The following is a 19,546-nucleotide window of genomic DNA, read 5'->3' on the forward strand; positions in this document are numbered from 1 at the left end:
AATAGTATTAACTTCTGATGCTAAAATATGCCAATTCAGGGCCACATCTGTAAATACTTCCTGTAGGTCTTTGGAGGAACCTTCGGCCGCTATCTGTTCTTTTTGGATTCTCACACTTAGTTTTTTCACCGTGTTAACAACGGGAATAATCCCGTGAATACCCTCATTAAGTATTTTATCCTGTACTCGACCGAAGACCATTAAAACTCCTCTAAATTTTGGCGGCTTTCTTCTTTGAGTTGGTGGCTCCAGGCATTGAACCGGCGAACACCGAATACTGTTGCGACTAGCGTACCGAGAAAAATCGCCAAACGTTCCCAAATCGAGAGAGAGTGATAGAGATAATTCGGCATCTGGAATTCGATCGGTGCGGAGATGCTCCAGGACGAGGTATGTCCTGGAGCATTGACGATAACTTTGGCTTGATGGATGGTGAGCCGATCGGCGGTTGGTTGTGGATAGCTGATCTCGTATTCTCGGAGCGCGGTCAGGAACTCTCGTAATCCTTGGCTCACTTCTTCAGCTGAACGCGGGAATCGGGCAATTCCGCCGGTCTCTTTAGCGATCGCTGTCAATCGAGATCGATCAACGATAAACTCGCGGATATCTTCTCCCAAAGGAAGCTGACAGTAGGTAAGGAGAGTATCCACCGTGAGAGGGCGGCTGTGTAACTCCTGGGCGCATTGGGCGCGGGCGCGGAGTCGGGTTAGGGATTCGCCGTATCCCATCGTGTGGACGGTGACGTGAGGGGAAAGAGCCAGCAGAGCCCGCGTGGACTGAAAGCGTTGTTCTTCCTTGTTTCGATCGGGATCGGCATCGAATCCATCGGTAAATAGGATCACGCTGAGACGGGGAGGCAGACCCCAAGAATTTTGCTGAAAACGTTCAGAAGTGGTCAGAAATTTGACCGCTTCATCGAGGGGTTGATAGAGATTGGTGGAGGCACAGACATCAACATGGGCTAACTCGGAAAGTCGAGTTTTGGTTGTTTTGTAGGGATAGGCTTCTAGATACTTTTGAATCACTGCCTGATTGACTGGATAGCTATGGGCGCAACCTTCCCCGAAGGGAACTAGGGCAATTTCTACGGGAAGCTTTTCAGTTTCGATCGTGGTAATAAATTTTTGGATTCCCTTGATCGCTCCCTGGAGTTTGACTTGTTGGGATTCATCCCGATTATCCATACTGCCGCTCATATCTAGCAAAATCACTAAATAGGCGGGATCGGGTTTGACTTTATCGGGTGGGGTTATAGTAATTTTCGGGGGAGTCAATCGATATTTAAATTCGGTTTGATTGGCCGCCCTGGTGAGGACGGTAAAGTTATTCGCTTGTAATCCGGGTACGAGCAGGTCACGATGGTCGCGAACTTGTACTTTTAAAGTCACTCGATCGTGGTCGGTAATGGCGCGGAGAATTTTGACGGAGTTCGCCCGGACGGAAGCAGAATCGAAGAAAGTGAATGCGAGAATCGAGAGGGGAAAAAGCAGAAGGTTTTTACCAGATTTTTTAGTTGTCTGGATCGAGAAAGCGATCGCAAAAAATAAATCGGTAATAGCAGGTATTTGTTTTTTCATGGTAGAAAGTCAACATTTGATTGTGATATAAGGTTTCCGATGTATTTTCTGATAACATTCTTCTTTGTATCTGTACTTTATTCTCGACGGGGGTGCTAAGTCTCCATTGTTTTCTCTCTAAACTGAGCTTGGCGGCTATTGCAGGTACATCGGGTAAAAATATATCGGAATCTTCCGCAGAACCGATCTGTAAAGATTGGGAAGTATCGCGAGGAAGTTGGATAGATAATCCTTCTTCAATTTGGGTTTGATCGAAATTCACAATTCTTAAAGAGCGATCGTTAATTTTGGGATAGTTCCCCGATTGGTTATCTTTTCGGGTGCGTCCGAATCCTCTACCGGCTCTCAGTGCGACTTGATAGGTGGGGGTTGTGGAAATGGCGAGCGCCATCCCTAAACCAGCGCCGAAAAAGGTGAATCCTAACAGATCTTCATAACCGCTAAGGGGGATTATTGTTCGGAGAAATTCGATCGCTAGGGCGGCAATTAAACCGGCAAGTAATCCGAAAAGGGCAGATTTTATCGGTCGCTCAAAGGTGTTACTTTTCGCGCCCTCGGTACTCAGCGATCGCCAAGATAATCCCTCGGCTACACCGGCCCCTAAACCGATTAGACTCCAGCCCACTATGCGAACACTTGCTGGGGGGAATTTTCCCTGGTAAATAATCACAGTTAACACTGCGGCGATCGCTCCAGCGATTAAACCAGTTTTTAGAGCGATTTTGAGATAACTATTGCGGATTCTTCGATTCGCTTTGTAGTGAATCGGATTACTCAGATAAATGGTCGTTAGGACAAGGGTAACACTTAAACAGATAGTGACGATCGGGAAGAGAATAAACTCGACGTAAAAAGGGAAAGTGCTTCCAGTAATTGTCTTCGATGCGAATTTAAAGAGGTCTAAGATCACTAAGCTCAGGTTCCAGCCGATCAGCGCTGAAATAATGCCCCCCAACAGATAAAAAACAAGTCTCATTTTTTCAATACTCCCTTCCTGATCCAGTTAAACGTTTAGAGACAAAGTATTCCTAGTATTGACTAGAAAGGTTTCCGCCATAGTCTAATGCTGCTAGTGCGTTCGCAGTTGGGGAATTTTCGGTTTGATCGTTGGGTTGCCCTAGCCTCCCCTCAGATTTCTAAATAATAGCATAATATCCTGTGTCAGGTTCGCCCAAGCTAGGCCGATCAGTCCAGATGAGCGGTGGCTTTTTTGAAGATCGATGAGATGGATTTCGGCTTGGGTGTATATATCTGCGGGAACTTCTCCTTGGCTTACTTGATAAAACAGAGCCGCTAGGCTATAGGCGCGCACTTCGGCGAATAGTCGTGCGAGAAATTCGTATCGTTTTTTAGTAGCATCGGGTAATTTTTTTTGTTGATAGTCTTGTAAAATTTTGTTAAAAAAATGATTGTCTAGTTGACAATATTCTGGATAGTGGATGTGTATGAGTAGTGATTTAGTATAATATTTTGCGGAGTCATAAAAATAATCTGACCAGAAGCTTTTGGAGCGAATTAGTAACCATTGTTTTTCCTGGGGTAGATCGGGAATTTTTCTATTTTTGTATTGCTCCGTTATTAATAGATCATCGATGAGAGCGTATAGTCGCTGTTCGAGGTGGGGATTTTGGTCGAGCGCTTGTTGTTGCATCTCGATGCCCGCACACCCAAACTGTTTATTTCTTCTTCGTTGCCGTAGCCAGTCTAGCCAGTTAGCGATTTCTGGAAATGGTTTTAAAATAGCCAGTAATGCTCGATATCTAGCCGCTGTAATATTATGATTTTTAAGCGCAGTTTTATCAACAATAATTTCCCAGTTCCAATGGTCACTGTCAAGACTAGATAAATAACTGGAGAGGGCTTGTAAGTTTCGTTCTGTATCTTTATTTTTCGCTAGATTTAGTAAACATCGTTTGACTTGGATATCACTGGATATATATTCGGAAACCGTCGAGAAGGATTCGGGAACTTGATCGAACCTAATGACTAATTGTTCCTGATCGCTATCCTGGGTGTAAACCAGAGAGAATTGTTCGGGAATCTCTAACTGAGACACTCGAAAAGCCCAATTTAGGGGACTAGAATCGTTTGCTTGTAGAGACAGGGCTAGGGCATGAAATTCTCGACAATCCTCAAAAGTTATATTGTCTAAATATAATGGAGATCGAGAGTATTTTTTTTCTTGTTCTATTTTTTTGATAGAAATTTTCACCGAATCGGTTGAATATTTTTTTAAAAAATCATGGAGATTTAGCCAAGAACTAGAAGCTTTTGGGGGTGTTTTGGGAGATGAAGAGGAGGGTTGTAGTTGAAAGGTGGGAGAACCTTGAGTCATCCACCATTCTAGCAGCGTTCCGATTCCGTCTGTTTCGCCATCTTGCGAGGGTTTTTCTAACCAGAAATAGCGGTAGCCGATTAGAGGGCGATCGCTGTCATCTCTTAAGGCTGTCGCCACCGCTAATAGGGCATATTTGCCGATTTCTCTAGAGATTAGGGCGATAGTTTGGGGAGGATAACTATCATTAATTCGACAGGCATGATTATGGACGGCATTCGCAATTTCCGGGGGTACTTCCTGATTTTCTCCGCCGATTTCTCGATCGAATCCTGTACTCACATAGCACTCATGTCTTTTAGACCATTTTGGCTCTAGAAGTTTTCGAGAGAATTGATAAATTTCGCATCGATTCCACATCATTAAGCGTCTATTTATCTGGTTTGAATATTTGATCTAGGCAGGCAGAATAGGCGGTATTTGTCTGAGTTTTGCACTGCTGAAAGGCTTTGTATCGAGGGAGAGCGATCGAGTAATTTTCGCTCTCTTTTAGGATTCTTTCTAGGGTATTGATCGCTGTTTTTATCTGCCGATCTTGAATCATGGAAGCGAGAATCGACCAGGTTTTTTCGTCTAAATCCCCTCCTGCCGGCTGAATCTGGTATTGTGTTTGGAACTTAGCGATCGCTGCCGATGCTTCCCCATCCCAAATCTGAGTGCTATCACCCTTATACAATCCTAGCGAGTGGAGAAGACTTTTCCCTAGGGCGATTTCTGGGGCGCTGAGGTGAGGATTGGCTGTCACTTGGTTAGCGGTGTAGGTTTTACCCAGTTTTGCCGGAACTGCTGGTGTCAGTTGTTGAAGGAAGCGATATAAAGGAGCTTTGATAATACTTGATCTTTCTTCTAGCCATGCTTCGCGTTGAGTGCTGGTTTTCCACTGGGAAGCGTTGAAATCGGGCATCTTTTCCCGTAACTTCTTTAGGTTGTCTAGATTTTTCGCTTGCAGATCTTGTCGGCGATCGCCCGATTCTAGGAGATTAAAATATAAGTATAGTTCCCGAACGGGATCGGAGGGAATAATGGCCGATTGATTTGCGGAAATCTTCGGAGAAAATACCCGTCCGAGCGATTGAACTCCCCACAGGACTCCCACCCCCAACACCGTCCCGACTGCCACACTCAACCCTAGACATAACCAAGGATAGTTTTGCCAAAGAATTAGGGCGATTTTCTTGAGAGAATTGGGACTTTTCTCGGAGGATTGTGGAGGAATAGCGGGGGGTCTTTCTAGGGGAATAATTTCGGGGAGGTTCGTGCAGTTTTCCCAAATTTTATCGGGAACTTTACCCGTAGCGAGTTTATAGAAAAAAGCGGCGATCGGATAGGATTTATTCTTTTCTAGAATCCGTGCGATGCTCTCGTAGGACGAGGTATTTTCGGCGGTTTGTCCTTGCTCATGCTGTTTTAAGTCTTCGAGGATTTTCTCGATAAACTCATCCCTTTCTTGAGGGGGTAATTGTTCTTTTTTGAGATAGGCTCGATCGAGCTTTCTAAACAGATCGTTGGTGTAGATTTCTAGAGATTCTTTCCAGAGTGAGGAGTAGTCGATAAGTAGCCATTGAATTACCTTTTCTGATTTCTGGGAGAGGTTCGATCGCAGTAGGAGAAATAACCGAGCGATGAGTTGATGGAGTCTTGTTTTATTCTTGGCTAATATGGCCGAATTTCTAGAATACAATTGTATCAACTGCTGCTGTTGATCGAGTGCTTTTTTCGCTTCTTGAGTAACGGGTAATTCGGATGGCTGGAAATGAGTCAATAAGGCTGAGGGAAGAAAGCGAGAGAAATCCAGCAATTTTTGAGGTGCGGGAGATCCTGGTGCTTGTAGGCTATTGAGCCAATCCGAGACAGTAATCGTTAAGTCAGTATGCTGTAAATTGGGATTTAATAGTAAAATCAAGGATTTATAAATCCTTTCCTCTTGGGTGTGCTGTCGTTGCTCCAGCCAGGTGCTATCGATCAGAGTTGCCCAATCCCATCGAGTGCTATCGGTTTTTTCTAGTTCTGACACTAATATATTTAGGTTTTTATCAATTTCTTTGTCTTCTGAGAGTTCTTTTAATGCTCTTTTTAAACTTTGAATTGATTGAACCTGTACAGGGGAAGTATCTAGTATATCTTGCCCAGTTTTATGGGGAGTTAATGCGGTTGGGATTTTGTTGACATCGGAATTGATCTGACAGTATTCTTGAGTAGTGCAAGCGATTAGGGTAAATTGATTAGGATTTTCTAAAACAGTAACCTTCCACGCCCAAGCGATCGGGCGATTATATTTTTGTTTGAGATATCGAGAGACAAATTGTATTTCCCATAATTTCCAATTGAAACTATTTCTACAAGGGAAAATATATGGCGTTTTTGATATTTCTAAAGCACGATCTTCTAGGCGTAATATCTCGCATAATAACCTTGCTTTTGTTGAAATATTATTAAAATTTCTTTGTTGAAGATTTTCTATGATTTTATTACGATCAAACTCATCAGGGCAATAGGGTTGAGCTAAGTAATAATCTTTTTGATGATTCTGTTGCTGAATATGTCTGATCTCTGAATAAAGCTTTAGCTCGAAACGGGGGGAATTTCGCTCGACCCACCATTCTAACAATGTTCCCACGGCATCTATTTCTCTATCTAGGGGCTTTTCTAGCCAGAAATAACGATAGCCTACCAGAGGTCGATCACAATCATCTTTTAGGGGAGAGGCTACCGCTAAAACTGCGTATCTATCGATTTCTCGTGCGATGAGGGCAATCTTTCCTTCTGCCGGAGGATAACTATCATTAATCCGAAACCAGTGGTTATGGACTGCATTTTGAATGGGGGTGGGAGGATTCTCATGGGTTCTTAAACCGATTTCTTTGTCGAATCCGCTAGAAACCCACCGATCGCCCTGTCTTTTCGGTTCTAACAATTTCCGAGAAAATTCCTTGATCAAAATGGAATCGCTCATAGTTTTTCTAATCCTCTATGTCTCTGAGTTGGGGATGATCGGTACCCGTGTGTAACCAGTAAATTGGTGCCATTAATCCCAAGGGTCTCCACACTTTTGGGTTATCGATCACTCCAGAAGTCACACCACCTTCGCGGCTAGTAACTTGAACGTTGGCGAGGGGAGAGTCGGGAGAAGCACCTGGCTTCATGCCAAATGCCGAACAAAAAAAATACTTAACAGGACAGGGCCACTCTTTGCCCCAATTTTCTAGTAATTGATAGGTTTTATTAAATTTTAGCCTCATAAATCTGGGGATATCCTGTCGGTGGATTCGCATTTTAGATTGTTCGGCTTTGGTAAAGGCTAAGGCGATCCGATACTGGGAGAGGTTTTGATTTTTCTTTTCTAGTCGCCACTTTAATTGTTGTTTCAAGGTGGCCAATCCCTGGGCGTACTTTTGATCTTCTGTGAAGAAAGTACCATCGAGTAGGATGAGTAATCCTAGGGCAGAGGCACATTCTTCTAGATACTCTTCGATGTGGGAAGTTTTGCCTTGGGATAGTTTTTCAAATAATTCCCCAGCAAAGTCTTTACAAATTATATCGATCGCTTGTCCCCCTTGCCAAGTGGGCTTCATTTGAATCGAGAGGTTATAAGTGGGAATTTCGCTCGGATTGCTGGCTAGATAGGTAGCCATTAACATGGCATTATTTTCTAGGATATCTTTTGCCATAGCGATTAGTTTAGCCGTATCGTCGTCGCGGGGAATAACTTTCTCGATCGGACTATCGGGTTTCGCGTTCGGCCAGTAGGCCAACGCAGAGAGATAGGTGGTTTTACCCGATCGCCTCGGTCCGATGATCCGAAATTCGGTAGGCTGAGAATCGGTGGTTTCTGGGGGTTGTTGACGACTCCACATAATTATTCTTCGAGTCGAATGCCTGTCGCTAACCAGTATAGCGGAGGAATTAATCCGTAGGGATACCAGCGATCGGGTTCTCGTAAATAGGCGTTTTTTTCTTCTGGGGAACCGTCGTCGGGTAAGTAGCAGTTTGGCCGGGGATCAAAATCTCGATCGCGGCGACTTCCCAAAACCCCGAATGCAGAACAGGCAAAGAATTGTAATCGGTCTGGGGGTAAAGTTTTGGTGAGATGTTTATAGGTTTCGGGCAATCGTACCTCGAATAAATCCTCGTCGGGATCGAGACGACAGGGCCAGAGTTCTCCCCGTTCGCATTTAGCCATGACGACGGCGATCCGCAGTTTTTTAATTTCTGGGTTGCGAAATTCCCGCTCGCGAATTTCCTCGCACAGCTTGGTAAACGCGGGTAGATATAGAGATGTGTCGCGTTCTGGTTCCCAATCGGTCATCATCACCATCCAGCTTACGGTCGTAAATAGGTCGTCAACCCAAGGGGCAATTTCTCTCCATTGATGAGGGATGGGAATATGTTCAAAAAATTCCCCTGGGAAATCTTTCGCGAGGAGTTCTAGTTCGATGCCCGATCGCTTTTTCCCCGGAGGGATTTTGAGGAGAAAGTCATAGTCCTTGAGGTTATGGAGTTGACTGGCATCGAACGCGTCTCCCGCCATCTTTGCTTGCTGTTGAAGAAGATTCCGCGCGAGTCTCCGTAGAGTTGTGGCTTCATCATTGCGAGGAATCACTTCTAAATCGGGATATTTTTGTAGTAAACCTTGGGGACGGGCGGCTAGAGTGGCGAGATAGGTGGTTTTTCCCGAATCTCTCGCCCCGATCACGCGAATTTCTGTAGAGGCTTTAGGCATTGGCAAAATAAGCTCCTAAATAGACCCAGGGTAATTCTAATAGAGTGGGATAGTGAATGGTGGTGACGAAAAACTTTGGATTTAGATAGGGGGGTTGGGAGTTATGTTCGCGGATTATATCATCGGCTAGGGAAAAATAGGTCTCTCGGATATGATCGTCGTGTTTCCCCCAGAGAAAGGAAGTTTTGGTGTCGTATTGCCAGTGGTTTTTTTCCTCCTCTAGGTTGTGAAATAGATCGGCTTTATGGATGGAGATTAAAATATGTTGTACTCTAGGACAGTGCGATCGCAAGAGGGTGAGACGTTCCTTGAGTTGTTTTTTCCAGGTCTCCGGGTCGAGAATTTCCTCAAATTCGGGAGTATCTTCTATTTCTTGAGTTCGACTTCGATATCGATAGGGAGGCAGCAGGAGTAAAACCGCTTGACTTTGACCGAGAGTGTGTACCAGATCTTGATATTTTTCTGGGTTGCTTTCTTGCCACGCGGGTTTAGACCAAGCTTCCCCAGGGGTATCAATCCACTGAACTCTCACCTCTCTTTCCGAACCGGAAGGAAGGTTAATTCTCAGCAGGAGAGGTTCTTCTTCTTTTTGAGAAGTTCCCGCTAGTTTTTCAATGCTATCATTGGACAGTGTAGCGATTTTACCCCCAGGGCCAGAAGGGATCACTTTAACATTTTCGGTTCCTTTCGATAGGGTAATGACCATACTGGTCTTACCAACACTTTTATTACCAATAATGATTACGTTCATGGGGAAATTTTTCGTTGTTGATTGCTAAATAGTCAGATGAGCTAAAACTCTAAAATCCCTCGCAGTTGTAATTGCCAAGTTTTTCCATCCGCTAGAGGATAGACTACCGCAGGACGGATGACGGTATAGCTATCGGAATAATTCGGATCGTAGTTCTGGCACTCGAATAGATCTTCAACGCTTTTATAGTTATTTTGGTTGATTCTAAAATATTGGCTAGGTACCAAACAATGATAGTTCCCGTCGAGGTAAACTCCATAGATACCCCGACGTTTACTTTCTAGTATAGTCGGCTCTCTACTTCCCCTCAAGCGATTCGCTAGGCTCTCTTCCGTAGGATAGACTTCGATCAGGGACGAGGGACGAGAATCCGAATGATAACTATCTAACCCTGAAGAGTTAGAAGAGTTAGAAGAGTTAGAAGAGTTAGAATTTGAAGGTTCGGGACTTGGGGAAGTCTGGCTATCGGGTAATTCAGAAGGTTGCCAAGTAGTTACGTCGGTTTGTTCTGTTTGTTCCCGAACTTCCACGTTTTCGGTTTCCTGAAGGCAACTTTCTAAGTCTTCAATTCTCTTCTTAAGTTTACGGATTTCTTCTGTGCTTATTTGATCGTTATCTGCCGTATTTTGAGGAATTTTTTCATAAAAATTGTTATTATCCTCAATCTGATTGTTATTTACACTCTGAATATCAACTTGATTGGATGCGTCATTTATATTTTTTTCTTGATCATCTTTATGGATGTTTCGAGTCCACAAATTGAATTTATTAAACCATTTATTATTAGGATTTTGCCGATTAGTTAATAATTTTAGTATAAAAAAGTTTGAATTAGATTTTCTGCGGAACTTTAGCCAATAAATTCCGCTCGCTAATAAAGCTAATGTAGCAACGATCAAAGATTCTTTTTTTAAGTCTATCGTAGAGCTAGGTCTAGGTGTCGATCGAACACTAGAGTTTAATTTTTTAATATTATATTCTAGCGACTTCTGTTTATCTTGGAGAAATTTTGTAATTTCCTCAAAAGTAATTTTGCCAAAATTGCCATAGTCTTCATCGGGAAGATAATATTTTTTAAAAAAGTCCAAGTTCTTCTGAACGTTTTTGATCGAGCTTTCATTGAATCCTTCTTCAAAAGGATCTATTACCTTTTGATAAATTTCGACTAAAGTGCTATCGATTTTATATAGAGTTTGCTTAATAATAGTGGCTTGTTGATCATTTTCTATCCTCGGTAATCGAGTTTGACGAAAATTCTCGACTTCTTCCTTTAAATTTCTTATTTTTCGACTAACCGCACTAATACTCTGAAAATTTTTTGGATATTTTCTAAAAATCGCCGTATCGAGATCATCGAGAAACTTCTGCTGTTCGGTTTTTAAGTCGTTGAAAGCGCTATTGATCTCCCATAATTGAGGAGATTTATCGACGGTTGCTGGGGAGGTTTGAGAGGCTGAATCTTTTCCAGAATCAGTCCCTTTCCCGCATCCGACGATGACACTAGAAACGAGAAGTAGGGACAGCACTAATTTAGCATAGCTGATTTTTTTCATAGATTTCGGCGATCGCAAAATTGAGTTTCGTCATCTGGGTAACTTCTCTCATCACTCCTCATCGTACTCTAGCGCGCTAGAATCGTAAAACCCCTCGCTGTTGTAACTGCCAAGTTTGCCCACCCGCTAGGGGATAGACTACCGCGGGATGGATGACGGTATAGCTATCGGAATAATTCGGATCGTAGTTCTGGCACTCGAATAGATCTTCAACGCTTTTATAGTTATTCTGGTTGATTCTAAAATTTTGGCTAGGTACCAAACAATGATAGTTCCCGTCGAGGTAAACTCCGTAGAGACCCCGGCGTTTATTTTCTAGGACAATTGGTTCGCCACCTCCCATCCGGCGATTCGCTAGGCTTTCTTCTGTAGGAGATACTTCGATCGAGGTTTCAGAAGCTTTTCTGATTGTCTTTTTGGGTTCTGAAACTTCTGGAGATTTGGTTGTCGTAATACGATTTTCTAGAACGAAAATTCTCCTTTTTAGTTCTTCAATTTCACGGTTTTGCTGTGTAATTTTCTTCTCTATAGTTTTCAAATCTTCCAATTTTTGTTCTATAGTTTTCAGATTTTGAGAGAATTTTGGATAGAGTTTATCATAAATTTTATTGCAAACTTCTGGGGAAAATTGAATTTCATCGGTACTCCCAATCCCGGGAGTAATTAATGAATTGGGGTTCTGATTCCCAAGCTTCAATCTATCAAACCACTTATTATCAAACTTGGGTTTTAGCCAAGAAATTACGCTCGCTAATAAAGCTAAAAAGGCAAAAGTTAAAGCGAGATTAGAGGAAGTTTTTTCTTTTTCTAACTGTGCTATTCGATTAGATAATTTTTGTATTTCTGGATCGATGGTAGATTTCGGGCTGGCTTGAGCAGGAGATTTTAAATTTTTAATATGATCTTCTAGTGACTTCTGTTTATCTTGGAGAAATTTCGTAATTTCCTTAACGGTACTTTCGCCGAGATTACCGTAGTATTTAGCATCAATATTTTGTGTTTCAAAAAAGTCTAGATTTTTCTGAACATCGGTGATCGCACCTTTAGTCAATCCTTGTTTAAAAGGATAGATTACCTGTTGAGAGATCGTGACTAAAGTGTTATCGATACTATCTAAAATTTGCTCAACGGATGCTTTTTCTGCTTCTTTTAGCTTCGGCAGCTGATTTTGGCGATACTCTTGTATTTTTGTCTGTAAATTTTCTATCTTTGTACTCACCGCATCGCTCTTAATAATTTCCAGCTTTTTCTTGTCAGTAATCGTAATTGCTCCCTTGAGGGCATCGAGAAACTTTTGTTGTTCGGTTTTTAATTCATTGAAAGCTTTATCGATATCGCTCTGTAATTGAGGAGATTTAGCGACGGTTTCTGGGGAGGTTTGAGTAGCTTGATTTTTTCCAGAATCAGTCCCTTTTCCGCATCCGACGAGGACACTGGACGCGAGGAGGAGGGATAGGGCTAATTTAGCATAGCTGATTTTTTTCATAGGATTCACCGATTTTATAGAATTGTAGGATGCCGCGTTCCTCTAACTGCCAGGTTTCCCCTCCGGGTAAAGCGGAAACTCTAGCGGGTTTGAGAAGTTCAAAGTTACCCTCTAGCTGAAGATTTTTACAGTCGAAGAAGTCTTCGATCGCTTTGTAGTTGTGTTGGTTCAGTCTGAGGTTGTTACTCGGTACTAAATATTCTGTGCCGTTTTCTTTGATGATCGAATAATTACCGCGACGATTTTTCTCGAAGATTACCCGCGAGGAACTACCGATTCTTAGTTTTGTCAAGCTGTCTTCGGTGGCAGTGACGTTGATTGCCTGTTGGGAAAAAGCCTCTCGATTGCGGTTATATCGTTTCGCTAGATTCGATTCTTCTAGGCTAATCGAGTTCTGTGTTTGTGGAGAAGGTTTTATGGAAATAGTTGTTTCAGAAGGATAAGATGGTTGGTTAGAAACTATTTTTCTATTGGCGCGCTCGTTCGCTCGAATATTATGTTCTAAATCTTCTACTCTATTGCTAATTATTTTTATTTCTTCTTGAGCTTGAGAAAATTTCTCTTGGATTTTTTTATCTAACTGTTCTTGATTTTGCTCGATAGAGTGAACATCACCATTGATTGATTCTAGTTGTTCCTTTCGAGTTCGATCTCGTTCTAAATGTATAAATTGTAACTGTTCTTGTAAGGATTTTGTCAAATCAGTAAGCTCGGCTTGCAAAGGGTCGATAAAGTCAATTTTGATTTGATTGACTAAAGACTCTTCATCTTTCGTCTTGCCCTTATTATATTTATCCTTCAGACTAAATCTTTCTTCCCAAATATCTCGCGCCCAGCCAAGGATTTTTTGACGGTCTTCATCGAGGGGCCAGCTACAGACACCACAAATCTCTCTTCCCTCGTTATATTCCTTATCACAAACCGGACAATTAAACATAATCATTCCCCCTTGGACTTTTTGCTAAGGGGAGTAGAAAAGACTCCGGTAAGCCGGTATTTTTCCTACTTCCCCTCTGGTTAGCCGTTATTTGCCAGCCCACTCCTTGCCTAAAACGCGGAGGAGTGCCTTTAATCCTAGGATAAAAGGTGGCTCGACGCGGATGTTTTCTGAATCTCCCCGAATGTGAACGAGATTCGCTTTCAGTTCTTTGTGGACTTCACGCCAGAGACGATCTTTGTAACTCGACTCCAGTTCGCCATTTAAAAAAGCGGGCATGGGTTTGAGTCCCTGAATGTCGATCTCTTTCACCGCGGTGTTGAACTCGTTCAGAAAATCGGGAACTTCGTGGAGTTGGGGGATATCGAAGCCGGTGATATTGCCTTCCAACTCCAGATAGTCTTTCCAAGAAATTGGTTTACCGTTCACCACGCAATCCTCCCCGGCGATGACCGGTTCCGGTTTTTTGCTGATGATTCCTCCTAGGGGAGTTCGGTCTAGTACCAGACCACAGGCGACTTCATCCTTGGGTCGGGCGCTCAATCGGGTGATCTCGTTGGTGTCCGGGAAACCGGATGCCTTACTCAGCATCCGACTGAAGAGTTCGTTAACTTCGGAGTGACGATCAAACCGTCCGCCGATCGCCAGCCAGTTCAACAGGCGCGAACCGTTGCCACCGATGTACACGGGGGTGATTTCCGGTCGGCTGTAGCGGTCTTTTTCGTAGAGAACCTGTAACAGAATCCCCACGTAGTAGTATAGTCCCGCCGTACCGATCGCCATCAGTCGGAGTAATCCTTGGAATTGGGGATCGTCTTCGAGAAAGTCTCTTTTCTTGAGCCAGTTCTCGCTTTCGAGGCGAAGTAATACATCTAGCTTGGCGTGGAAGTTTCCCTCTTTCAATCCCTGCCATTCACTCGTGTTTACCTCGAGCTTATCGACGAGAAATCGGGGATTGAGTTCCAAAAATTGGGAGAACAGATGTCGCCCAGCTAATTGTACCGAGCATTGATGCACCAGTTGGAAGCGATCGGTATCTGCCTCCCAGATGGAGATATCTGAGGTTCCTCCCCCCATATCGATACAGGTGCTATTGACGAGGTTATGACCCTCGTGATCGGCGAAATACTGGGCTGTCGCCAAGCTTTCCGTGCGGAAATTGGTGAGATTATCCTGTTGCGGGCAAATTTGGACGATCCCGGTTTTCTTTTGCAACTCCTCGGTTAAATCCTGCCAGTTGCGCGCGTAGCGGGTTTTATCCGCGCGGGAGAAAGCGGAGGGATAGGAGAGAGACCACTGGATTTGTCCGATGCCGTTTTTCGCCGCGAGGGCCGTGACATGAAGGGCTAAATGTTTGAGGAAAAGCCGATTGATGGTAATGTTCGTCCATTTGAGATCGGTTTCGATCCAGCCCTCTTGGGGGTTAAATCTCGCGCGATCGGGAATATATATCCGACCATCGTAGATCGGGCGTTCTTTCGTGACGTTATTCGCTTTCCGGGTAGTCAATACGCTACTGAGGGGTAACGGTTTCTCCGGGGGAATGAAGTTTTCGGGAACGAAATACTCGAACAGGGTGGGCAGTCGGGTATCGGACAGTACCTCCGTCACTTTTAGGTGCAGACTTTCTAGGGGAAGCGGATCGGTCACTCCCCGGCGATTGACGTAGATATTGGTGAAGGAGGTGCCGAAATCGACCCCCACTTTCCAGGAACTGTCGAGAGCGATCGAGGCGGGCGTTTTCAGCAGGATTAGGCCGAGGAAGTTTTTCGATCGATCCCGACATTCGATACAGGAGGGATACTCCTCTAGTCGGGTGAGTTGATAGGAACCCTTGCCATCTTGGAAAATATGCGGTTCTTTGGCGCCAGGCAAATTCACCTGAAAAGTGCGATCAAGCGGATTCGAGGAACCGAGAAATTCCAGATCGTAGTAAAAGGCGTAATATTCCTTCCAACCCTGGGACCGGAAGTTCGGCCAGATCTCTAAAACCGGAACTTGGGTCAGGGCGTTGTCTTCCTTGATGGGATAGTCTTTAAACACCCGATAATTCTGGGGATTTCTCTCGTCATTGTTCATGCCCGATAGGGGCAGGTCTAGGGATACCCGCAGAACTGGCCCCTCACTCCCGTTGAGCGTACTGAACTGGAGCTTCCGCAGTAACTCTTCGGGGGTAAAGTAGTCCAGGAGGATCGGGTTGAGGGGCAGGAGAGGGGTGATTTCCTGTCCTTTGAACACGATCGACGGAGTGTTATCCGGCAGAAAGCCCCCTGGTAGGGCATCTTCCACATCGATAAAGTGAAATTCCGGGGTGAATAAATCCTTGGACTCGATCCACCGGATATCTCTCCAGAGGATTTTCCCAGTCTGTAAATCCTTGAGGATAGATGGAGAGGCGAGGGTTTGATCCTGATAGATCCAGATATCTTGGGGCGATCGATCCCACGATCGAGCGATTTCCGGATCGATAATCAGGAGGGGAGGAACGAGGCCGCGCTTATTCTCGCTGGCCACGACCCGCACGCAGGATTCTTTCGGTTCGGCTTTGACGGGGCGATTGAGGGCGTTTAAAATGCCCCGATTGAGAGGAACCCCGAAAAACTGAGGATTCTCGCTTAAACTCAGCCGTTGTTCCGGTTGCTCTCCCAAGCTGTTCTGAAATTCCTGTAACAGACCCCGCATCGTATTCTGGGCGATCGCTTCCCCCTGATAGCGATTTAACTCGTTATTGAGGTTCTCCAGCCAACGCCAGAGCAATGCTTTTTCACTGGCATTGAGATAACCTTGCGGCGCTTCCAAACAACGGGTCTGCCGATTCCACCAGGGCAGATTTTCCCATTTGCCCGCTTCGGAGGGAACGACGATCGTACTGGGGGAGGACATCCCCACCGATTTCCCATCCCATAAAAAGACGTAGATATCCTGCCAGGGATTTTTCGCCTCCAGAAAATAGAGGGTTTTACTGGGGGGATCGGGCCGCAGTTCGTAGAGGGAACGGGCGAAGGGGTCTTTATGGCGGAGTTCGCCCAGTTCTAGCAGTTGTGCCGAGAGGGGAAAACGTCGCATTTCGGCCAGTGCCAGGGCCGCCAACATTCCCTGCCACTGCTCGATCATCTGCCGGTGAATGGGATAGGCCTTGTTGTGAAGAGCCATTTCCATCGAGAGAGGACGGGCCCAGATGGTGGGTACGGAACTGACGCTTTTTACCTGGCCGGGGGATTTGTAATCGAGGCTGGAAGCCACATCGCCAAAGGTTTTAAAATCTTGTGCGTCCCATTTTCCCGCTTGATCGGAGGGACGGACATCGCTATCGGATTTTAATTTGGGGAGTAATAAAAACATAAGCTAAGGGCTATTGTTTGCAAAAGGTGTATAGGGCTTTGGCTAATGCGGCGATCCCGGGTTCTGCGGAATTGTCGGGTTTATAACTCTGTAGGTTTTGCATGAGAGAGGTGATCGTGTCTCTCGATTTGGTCTTATTATCGAGGGGGCGATCAAGTACCAGTTCCGCTAACTGTTCCCGTCGGAGGGACTTTTCCGGATCGCCCATCGCTTGGGTGTTGAAGAGTTGGATCTGTTCTCCCTCGATCTGGTGCAGACGGTACAGCCAGGTGAGATAATCCCGACACCAGGCACTGATCGTCTTGAGTGCCTCCTGTTGTTCGGGCCCACCTAACCGCGTTCCCCCATTCCCTGATCCCTTACTGGGAAAGAAAGGACGTGACCAGGGCGCAAGTACCAAGCGATCGTCGTTTCTCTTCAGGATGCCGTTGAGTTCGGGTTCAAACTCGGACAGCCAACTGTAGGCGAATCGAGTCCCGTTGACGAGCGCGGGTTGGATTTCCGCTCGATCCGGCAGATCGTCCCAAATCAGCCGACCGATTTGCTCCCGGCCTATTAAAACGACTTTTTCCCCTATTTCGGCGGTATGGAGGAAAAAATACCGCGCGGCGAGGGCGCTATAGAGTTCTAGGAAGTGGGGATCATTGCGCTGGCTATTTTTGCCGACGCTAAATTCCACTTTCGAGAAGTTTTCATTTCCCAACAGAAAAACCGTATCGAAGGTCTCTTGCGCTTGGGTCATGTAATAGCGCAGGGCGGCTTCGGTATTCAGTAAAAATTGTTCGGAACGGGCGAAAATCCCGTCCGAATCTTCTCCTGGCGGCGGGGTGAAACCGAAATAGGGCAACATGAATAGACAACCGATCTTGACCCGATCTTTGACCCCGATATTTTTCAGTTTATTGGCCAGTAAACGGGCGATCGTCGGTAGTCCAGAGGCTCCAGTTCCCCCGAACATCGACCCGCAGAGAAACACTTTCGGGGCTTTTCCTGCGCCTGTGTCTGCTTGTATTTGTTTGATCAGCGCTCCCCAGGGTTCTTGATCCAATCTTTCGAGATCCACTTGGCTCATCACCGCCGAACCGATCGCCGGACGACCGCGAAAGCCTACGTCTAGGGCGACTTCCTGTTCCTCTTTGGTGTAGAGAACATCGAATAGATTACCGAGTGCGGGTTGATTTTGTTTGAGCGTGTTGTAGTTGAAAAAGGCTTTCAATTCTTTGCTGGAATTCACCCCCGCGAAGGGAGACCAGAGATCGAAGGATTCGATCTTGGTTTTCATCCAGGGATTGACTTGGCGATTATCTTGGTTCTCTTTGCCGACGATCAACTCCTGACATCGGCTGTAGATACTGAGTGCGTTTCTCGATCGCTCTAGATTCCCGTTGGTTTCGTCCGCGTCGATAAAGAGAACTTTTAACGGTTGTTCGGTAAACAGTCCCACCGAGGCGAGTTTCGTGATTGCCTCGATACATTTCGCCCCCGTTCCCCCGATGCCGATCACATACATGGCCATACTGAATTACCTCCTTTTTTTTCTTAAAATCGATCGATGATATCCCGCAGTTGATGGGATAGGGGTGGTGTGTAGATCAACAGGCCCGGGGTGCTACTGGCAGTCGGTAGCCAAAACAGGATGAGGATATCCAATACAAAAAAGAGGGCGAGGAGTAAACGCAGTTCTTCGATCGGATTGAAAAAACCGATGGCGAGACCGATACTCAAAATAGGAACGATTCCGAGAAGCCACCACCACAAGCTCCAAGCTCTGAGTTCATCCGGTCGTCTAGCGGCCGATTTCGCCGTCATCACGCACCAGAGGATTGTACAAGCGATCGACACTCCGAAAACAACCCCCGCCGCCACCATATACGCACCATTCGCCCAACTTGCCAGGGCCGCCGTTGGATCTTGAACACTGGGTGACCAAATCACTCCCGTTCTAAAAATAAAGGGTTGAACCAAGAACATGAGGATCGCACCCACAAGGGTAATAGCGATCACACGAATTATTTCACCAGGTTTCATAGTTATCTCTATCTAATGGGATTATTTCGATGGATATTTACTACAGGTTTTAGCCACTTCTGACTCTGAGCGGCTAGGATTAGAATGGTAATCAACGAGCCAGTCACAACCACTTATTAATAATTCGTGTAAGGTTGGAACTAACCATACTTCAATTTTGCCCTTATCCCCCTCGACGACAATATATCTTCCATCGGGACTGAAACTAAATCTATTAACCTTAACAAATTCGCTTGTGAATTCAGCGATTTGTTGGCGCTTAGAATAATCCCATATCTTAATAACTCGATCATCACCCACCGTAGCTAGGTACGAGCGAGCCGAACTCAGCCAGCTTGATGGATTCTCGTTAAATTGACCGAAGCCGATATCCATAATACCTTTTTGGTATCCAGTATTGAGTGGTTCAATGCTTCGACCGGATCGATCGAATAAGTAAATCTTACTATCTTCGGTTGCCGCCATCGCGATATCCCCGTTCTCATTGATATCCAAACCGCTAACACCTCCCCGGTAGTCATGAGCTTCCAATGGCACTTCTTTGGGATTCTCCAAATCAGATATATTCCATAGCTTTGCACTGTCACTTCCTACAGACACAAACTGTTGACCATCTGGACTGAAGCTCATCGAAAATTTTGGGTCTGAAACCCCGTCGTTCTACGACGGCTTTACTGTTAAATACTAGCGCATTTACCAAATATATGCTAAAATGTGAGACATGGAAAAAGCCTATTCGTTTCGATTTTACCCCACACCAGAACAAGAGTCGCTATTGCGGCGCACTTTGGGCTGTGTAAGATTAGTTTACAATAAG

At 45.0% G+C, this 19,546-nt stretch carries 16 protein-coding genes; 1 reads left to right on the forward strand and 15 read right to left on the reverse strand.

All coding sequences use genetic code 11. From position 1 onward, the window contains the following. The 15 genes from IM319_RS16260 to IM319_RS16330 form a co-directional block, all read right to left on the reverse strand. Window positions 1–252 (reverse strand): SPFH domain-containing protein (locus IM319_RS16260; protein ID WP_287736294.1); only part of this gene is annotated, 252 nt, incomplete at its 3' end. Next, the gene (locus tag IM319_RS16265; RefSeq protein WP_287736279.1) at window positions 201–1,577 is read right to left on the reverse strand and encodes a VWA domain-containing protein; all 1,377 of its coding nucleotides are present in this window, start codon (window positions 1,575–1,577) and stop codon (window positions 201–203) included. The genes IM319_RS16260 and IM319_RS16265, both read right to left, overlap by 52 nt. After that, window positions 1,510–2,553, reverse strand: a complete 1,044-nt coding sequence (locus IM319_RS16270; RefSeq protein ID WP_287684988.1) for a hypothetical protein — start codon at window positions 2,551–2,553, stop codon at window positions 1,510–1,512. Before IM319_RS16270 ends, IM319_RS16265 begins: the two co-directional genes overlap by 68 nt. A 141-nt stretch (window positions 2,554–2,694) precedes the next feature. Further along, on the reverse strand, window positions 2,695–4,194 hold the full coding sequence (locus IM319_RS16275; RefSeq protein WP_287722592.1) for a hypothetical protein: 1,500 nt from the start codon (window positions 4,192–4,194) through the stop codon (window positions 2,695–2,697). Between the two features lie 88 nt (window positions 4,195–4,282). Further along, window positions 4,283–6,865: a peptidoglycan-binding domain-containing protein gene (locus IM319_RS16280; protein WP_287736281.1), complete on the reverse strand. Its 2,583-nt coding sequence runs from the start codon at window positions 6,863–6,865 to the stop codon at window positions 4,283–4,285. 7 nt (window positions 6,866–6,872) lie between these two features. Continuing rightward, window positions 6,873–7,766 (reverse strand): hypothetical protein, encoded by an 894-nt coding sequence (locus IM319_RS16285; RefSeq protein ID WP_190537974.1) that lies wholly within the window; start codon window positions 7,764–7,766, stop codon window positions 6,873–6,875. A gap of 2 nt (window positions 7,767–7,768) precedes the next feature. Next, on the reverse strand, window positions 7,769–8,632 hold the full coding sequence (locus IM319_RS16290) for a hypothetical protein (protein ID WP_287736283.1): 864 nt from the start codon (window positions 8,630–8,632) through the stop codon (window positions 7,769–7,771). Beyond that, window positions 8,625–9,383, reverse strand: a complete 759-nt coding sequence (locus tag IM319_RS16295) for a hypothetical protein (RefSeq protein ID WP_287736285.1) — start codon at window positions 9,381–9,383, stop codon at window positions 8,625–8,627. The genes IM319_RS16290 and IM319_RS16295 overlap by 8 nt, the downstream gene beginning before the upstream one ends. Before the next feature lie 41 nt (window positions 9,384–9,424). Continuing rightward, window positions 9,425–10,936, reverse strand: a complete 1,512-nt coding sequence (locus IM319_RS16300) for a hypothetical protein (RefSeq protein WP_287736286.1) — start codon at window positions 10,934–10,936, stop codon at window positions 9,425–9,427. Window positions 10,937–11,012: 76 nt separating this feature from the next. Beyond that, the gene (locus tag IM319_RS16305; RefSeq protein ID WP_287736288.1) at window positions 11,013–12,422 is read right to left on the reverse strand and encodes a hypothetical protein; all 1,410 of its coding nucleotides are present in this window, start codon (window positions 12,420–12,422) and stop codon (window positions 11,013–11,015) included. Next, window positions 12,400–13,359, reverse strand: a complete 960-nt coding sequence (locus IM319_RS16310; RefSeq protein ID WP_287736289.1) for a hypothetical protein — start codon at window positions 13,357–13,359, stop codon at window positions 12,400–12,402. The genes IM319_RS16305 and IM319_RS16310 overlap by 23 nt, the downstream gene beginning before the upstream one ends. Before the next feature lie 87 nt (window positions 13,360–13,446). Further along, window positions 13,447–16,701 (reverse strand): hypothetical protein, encoded by a 3,255-nt coding sequence (locus IM319_RS16315; RefSeq protein WP_287736290.1) that lies wholly within the window; start codon window positions 16,699–16,701, stop codon window positions 13,447–13,449. Window positions 16,702–16,711: 10 nt separating this feature from the next. Further along, complete coding sequence (locus IM319_RS16320) at window positions 16,712–18,217, reverse strand: tubulin-like doman-containing protein (RefSeq protein WP_287686109.1); 1,506 nt, start codon at window positions 18,215–18,217, stop codon at window positions 16,712–16,714. A gap of 23 nt (window positions 18,218–18,240) precedes the next feature. Further along, a complete protein-coding gene (locus IM319_RS16325; RefSeq protein ID WP_287686110.1) occupies window positions 18,241–18,729 on the reverse strand; it encodes a hypothetical protein in 489 nt (162 codons plus the stop codon). A gap of 21 nt (window positions 18,730–18,750) precedes the next feature. Beyond that, the gene (locus IM319_RS16330) at window positions 18,751–19,359 is read right to left on the reverse strand and encodes a WD40 repeat domain-containing protein (RefSeq protein ID WP_287736292.1); all 609 of its coding nucleotides are present in this window, start codon (window positions 19,357–19,359) and stop codon (window positions 18,751–18,753) included. Between the two features lie 91 nt (window positions 19,360–19,450). Here IM319_RS16330 and IM319_RS16335 point away from each other — a divergent pair. Beyond that, the coding region (locus IM319_RS16335) for a helix-turn-helix domain-containing protein (protein ID WP_155120494.1) at window positions 19,451–19,546 on the forward strand (96 nt) is incomplete at its 3' end.

It is taken from the genome of Microcystis sp. M113S1, assembly GCF_020246945.1.
Lineage (GTDB): Bacteria > Cyanobacteriota > Cyanobacteriia > Cyanobacteriales > Microcystaceae > Microcystis.

Bases quoted from the DNA above. Each gene is read 5' to 3' on its own strand.
- IM319_RS16300 (WP_287736286.1), bottom strand. From the start codon at position 10,936: ATGAAAAAAATCAGCTATGCTAAATTAGTGCTGTCCCTACTTCTCGTT.
- IM319_RS16285 (WP_190537974.1), bottom strand. From the start codon at position 7,766: ATGTGGAGTCGTCAACAACCCCCAGAAACCACCGATTCTCAGCCTACC.
- IM319_RS16305 (WP_287736288.1), bottom strand. From the start codon at position 12,422: ATGAAAAAAATCAGCTATGCTAAATTAGCCCTATCCCTCCTCCTCGCG.
- IM319_RS16325 (WP_287686110.1), bottom strand. From the start codon at position 18,729: ATGAAACCTGGTGAAATAATTCGTGTGATCGCTATTACCCTTGTGGGT.
- IM319_RS16330 (WP_287736292.1), bottom strand. From the start codon at position 19,359: ATGAGCTTCAGTCCAGATGGTCAACAGTTTGTGTCTGTAGGAAGTGAC.
- IM319_RS16270 (WP_287684988.1), bottom strand. From the start codon at position 2,553: ATGAGACTTGTTTTTTATCTGTTGGGGGGCATTATTTCAGCGCTGATC.
- IM319_RS16290 (WP_287736283.1), bottom strand. From the start codon at position 8,632: ATGCCTAAAGCCTCTACAGAAATTCGCGTGATCGGGGCGAGAGATTCG.
- IM319_RS16310 (WP_287736289.1), bottom strand. From the start codon at position 13,359: ATGTTTAATTGTCCGGTTTGTGATAAGGAATATAACGAGGGAAGAGAG.
- IM319_RS16320 (WP_287686109.1), bottom strand. From the start codon at position 18,217: ATGGCCATGTATGTGATCGGCATCGGGGGAACGGGGGCGAAATGTATC.
- IM319_RS16265 (WP_287736279.1), bottom strand. From the start codon at position 1,577: ATGAAAAAACAAATACCTGCTATTACCGATTTATTTTTTGCGATCGCT.
- IM319_RS16295 (WP_287736285.1), bottom strand. From the start codon at position 9,383: ATGAACGTAATCATTATTGGTAATAAAAGTGTTGGTAAGACCAGTATG.
- IM319_RS16315 (WP_287736290.1), bottom strand. From the start codon at position 16,701: ATGTTTTTATTACTCCCCAAATTAAAATCCGATAGCGATGTCCGTCCC.
- IM319_RS16280 (WP_287736281.1), bottom strand. From the start codon at position 6,865: ATGAGCGATTCCATTTTGATCAAGGAATTTTCTCGGAAATTGTTAGAA.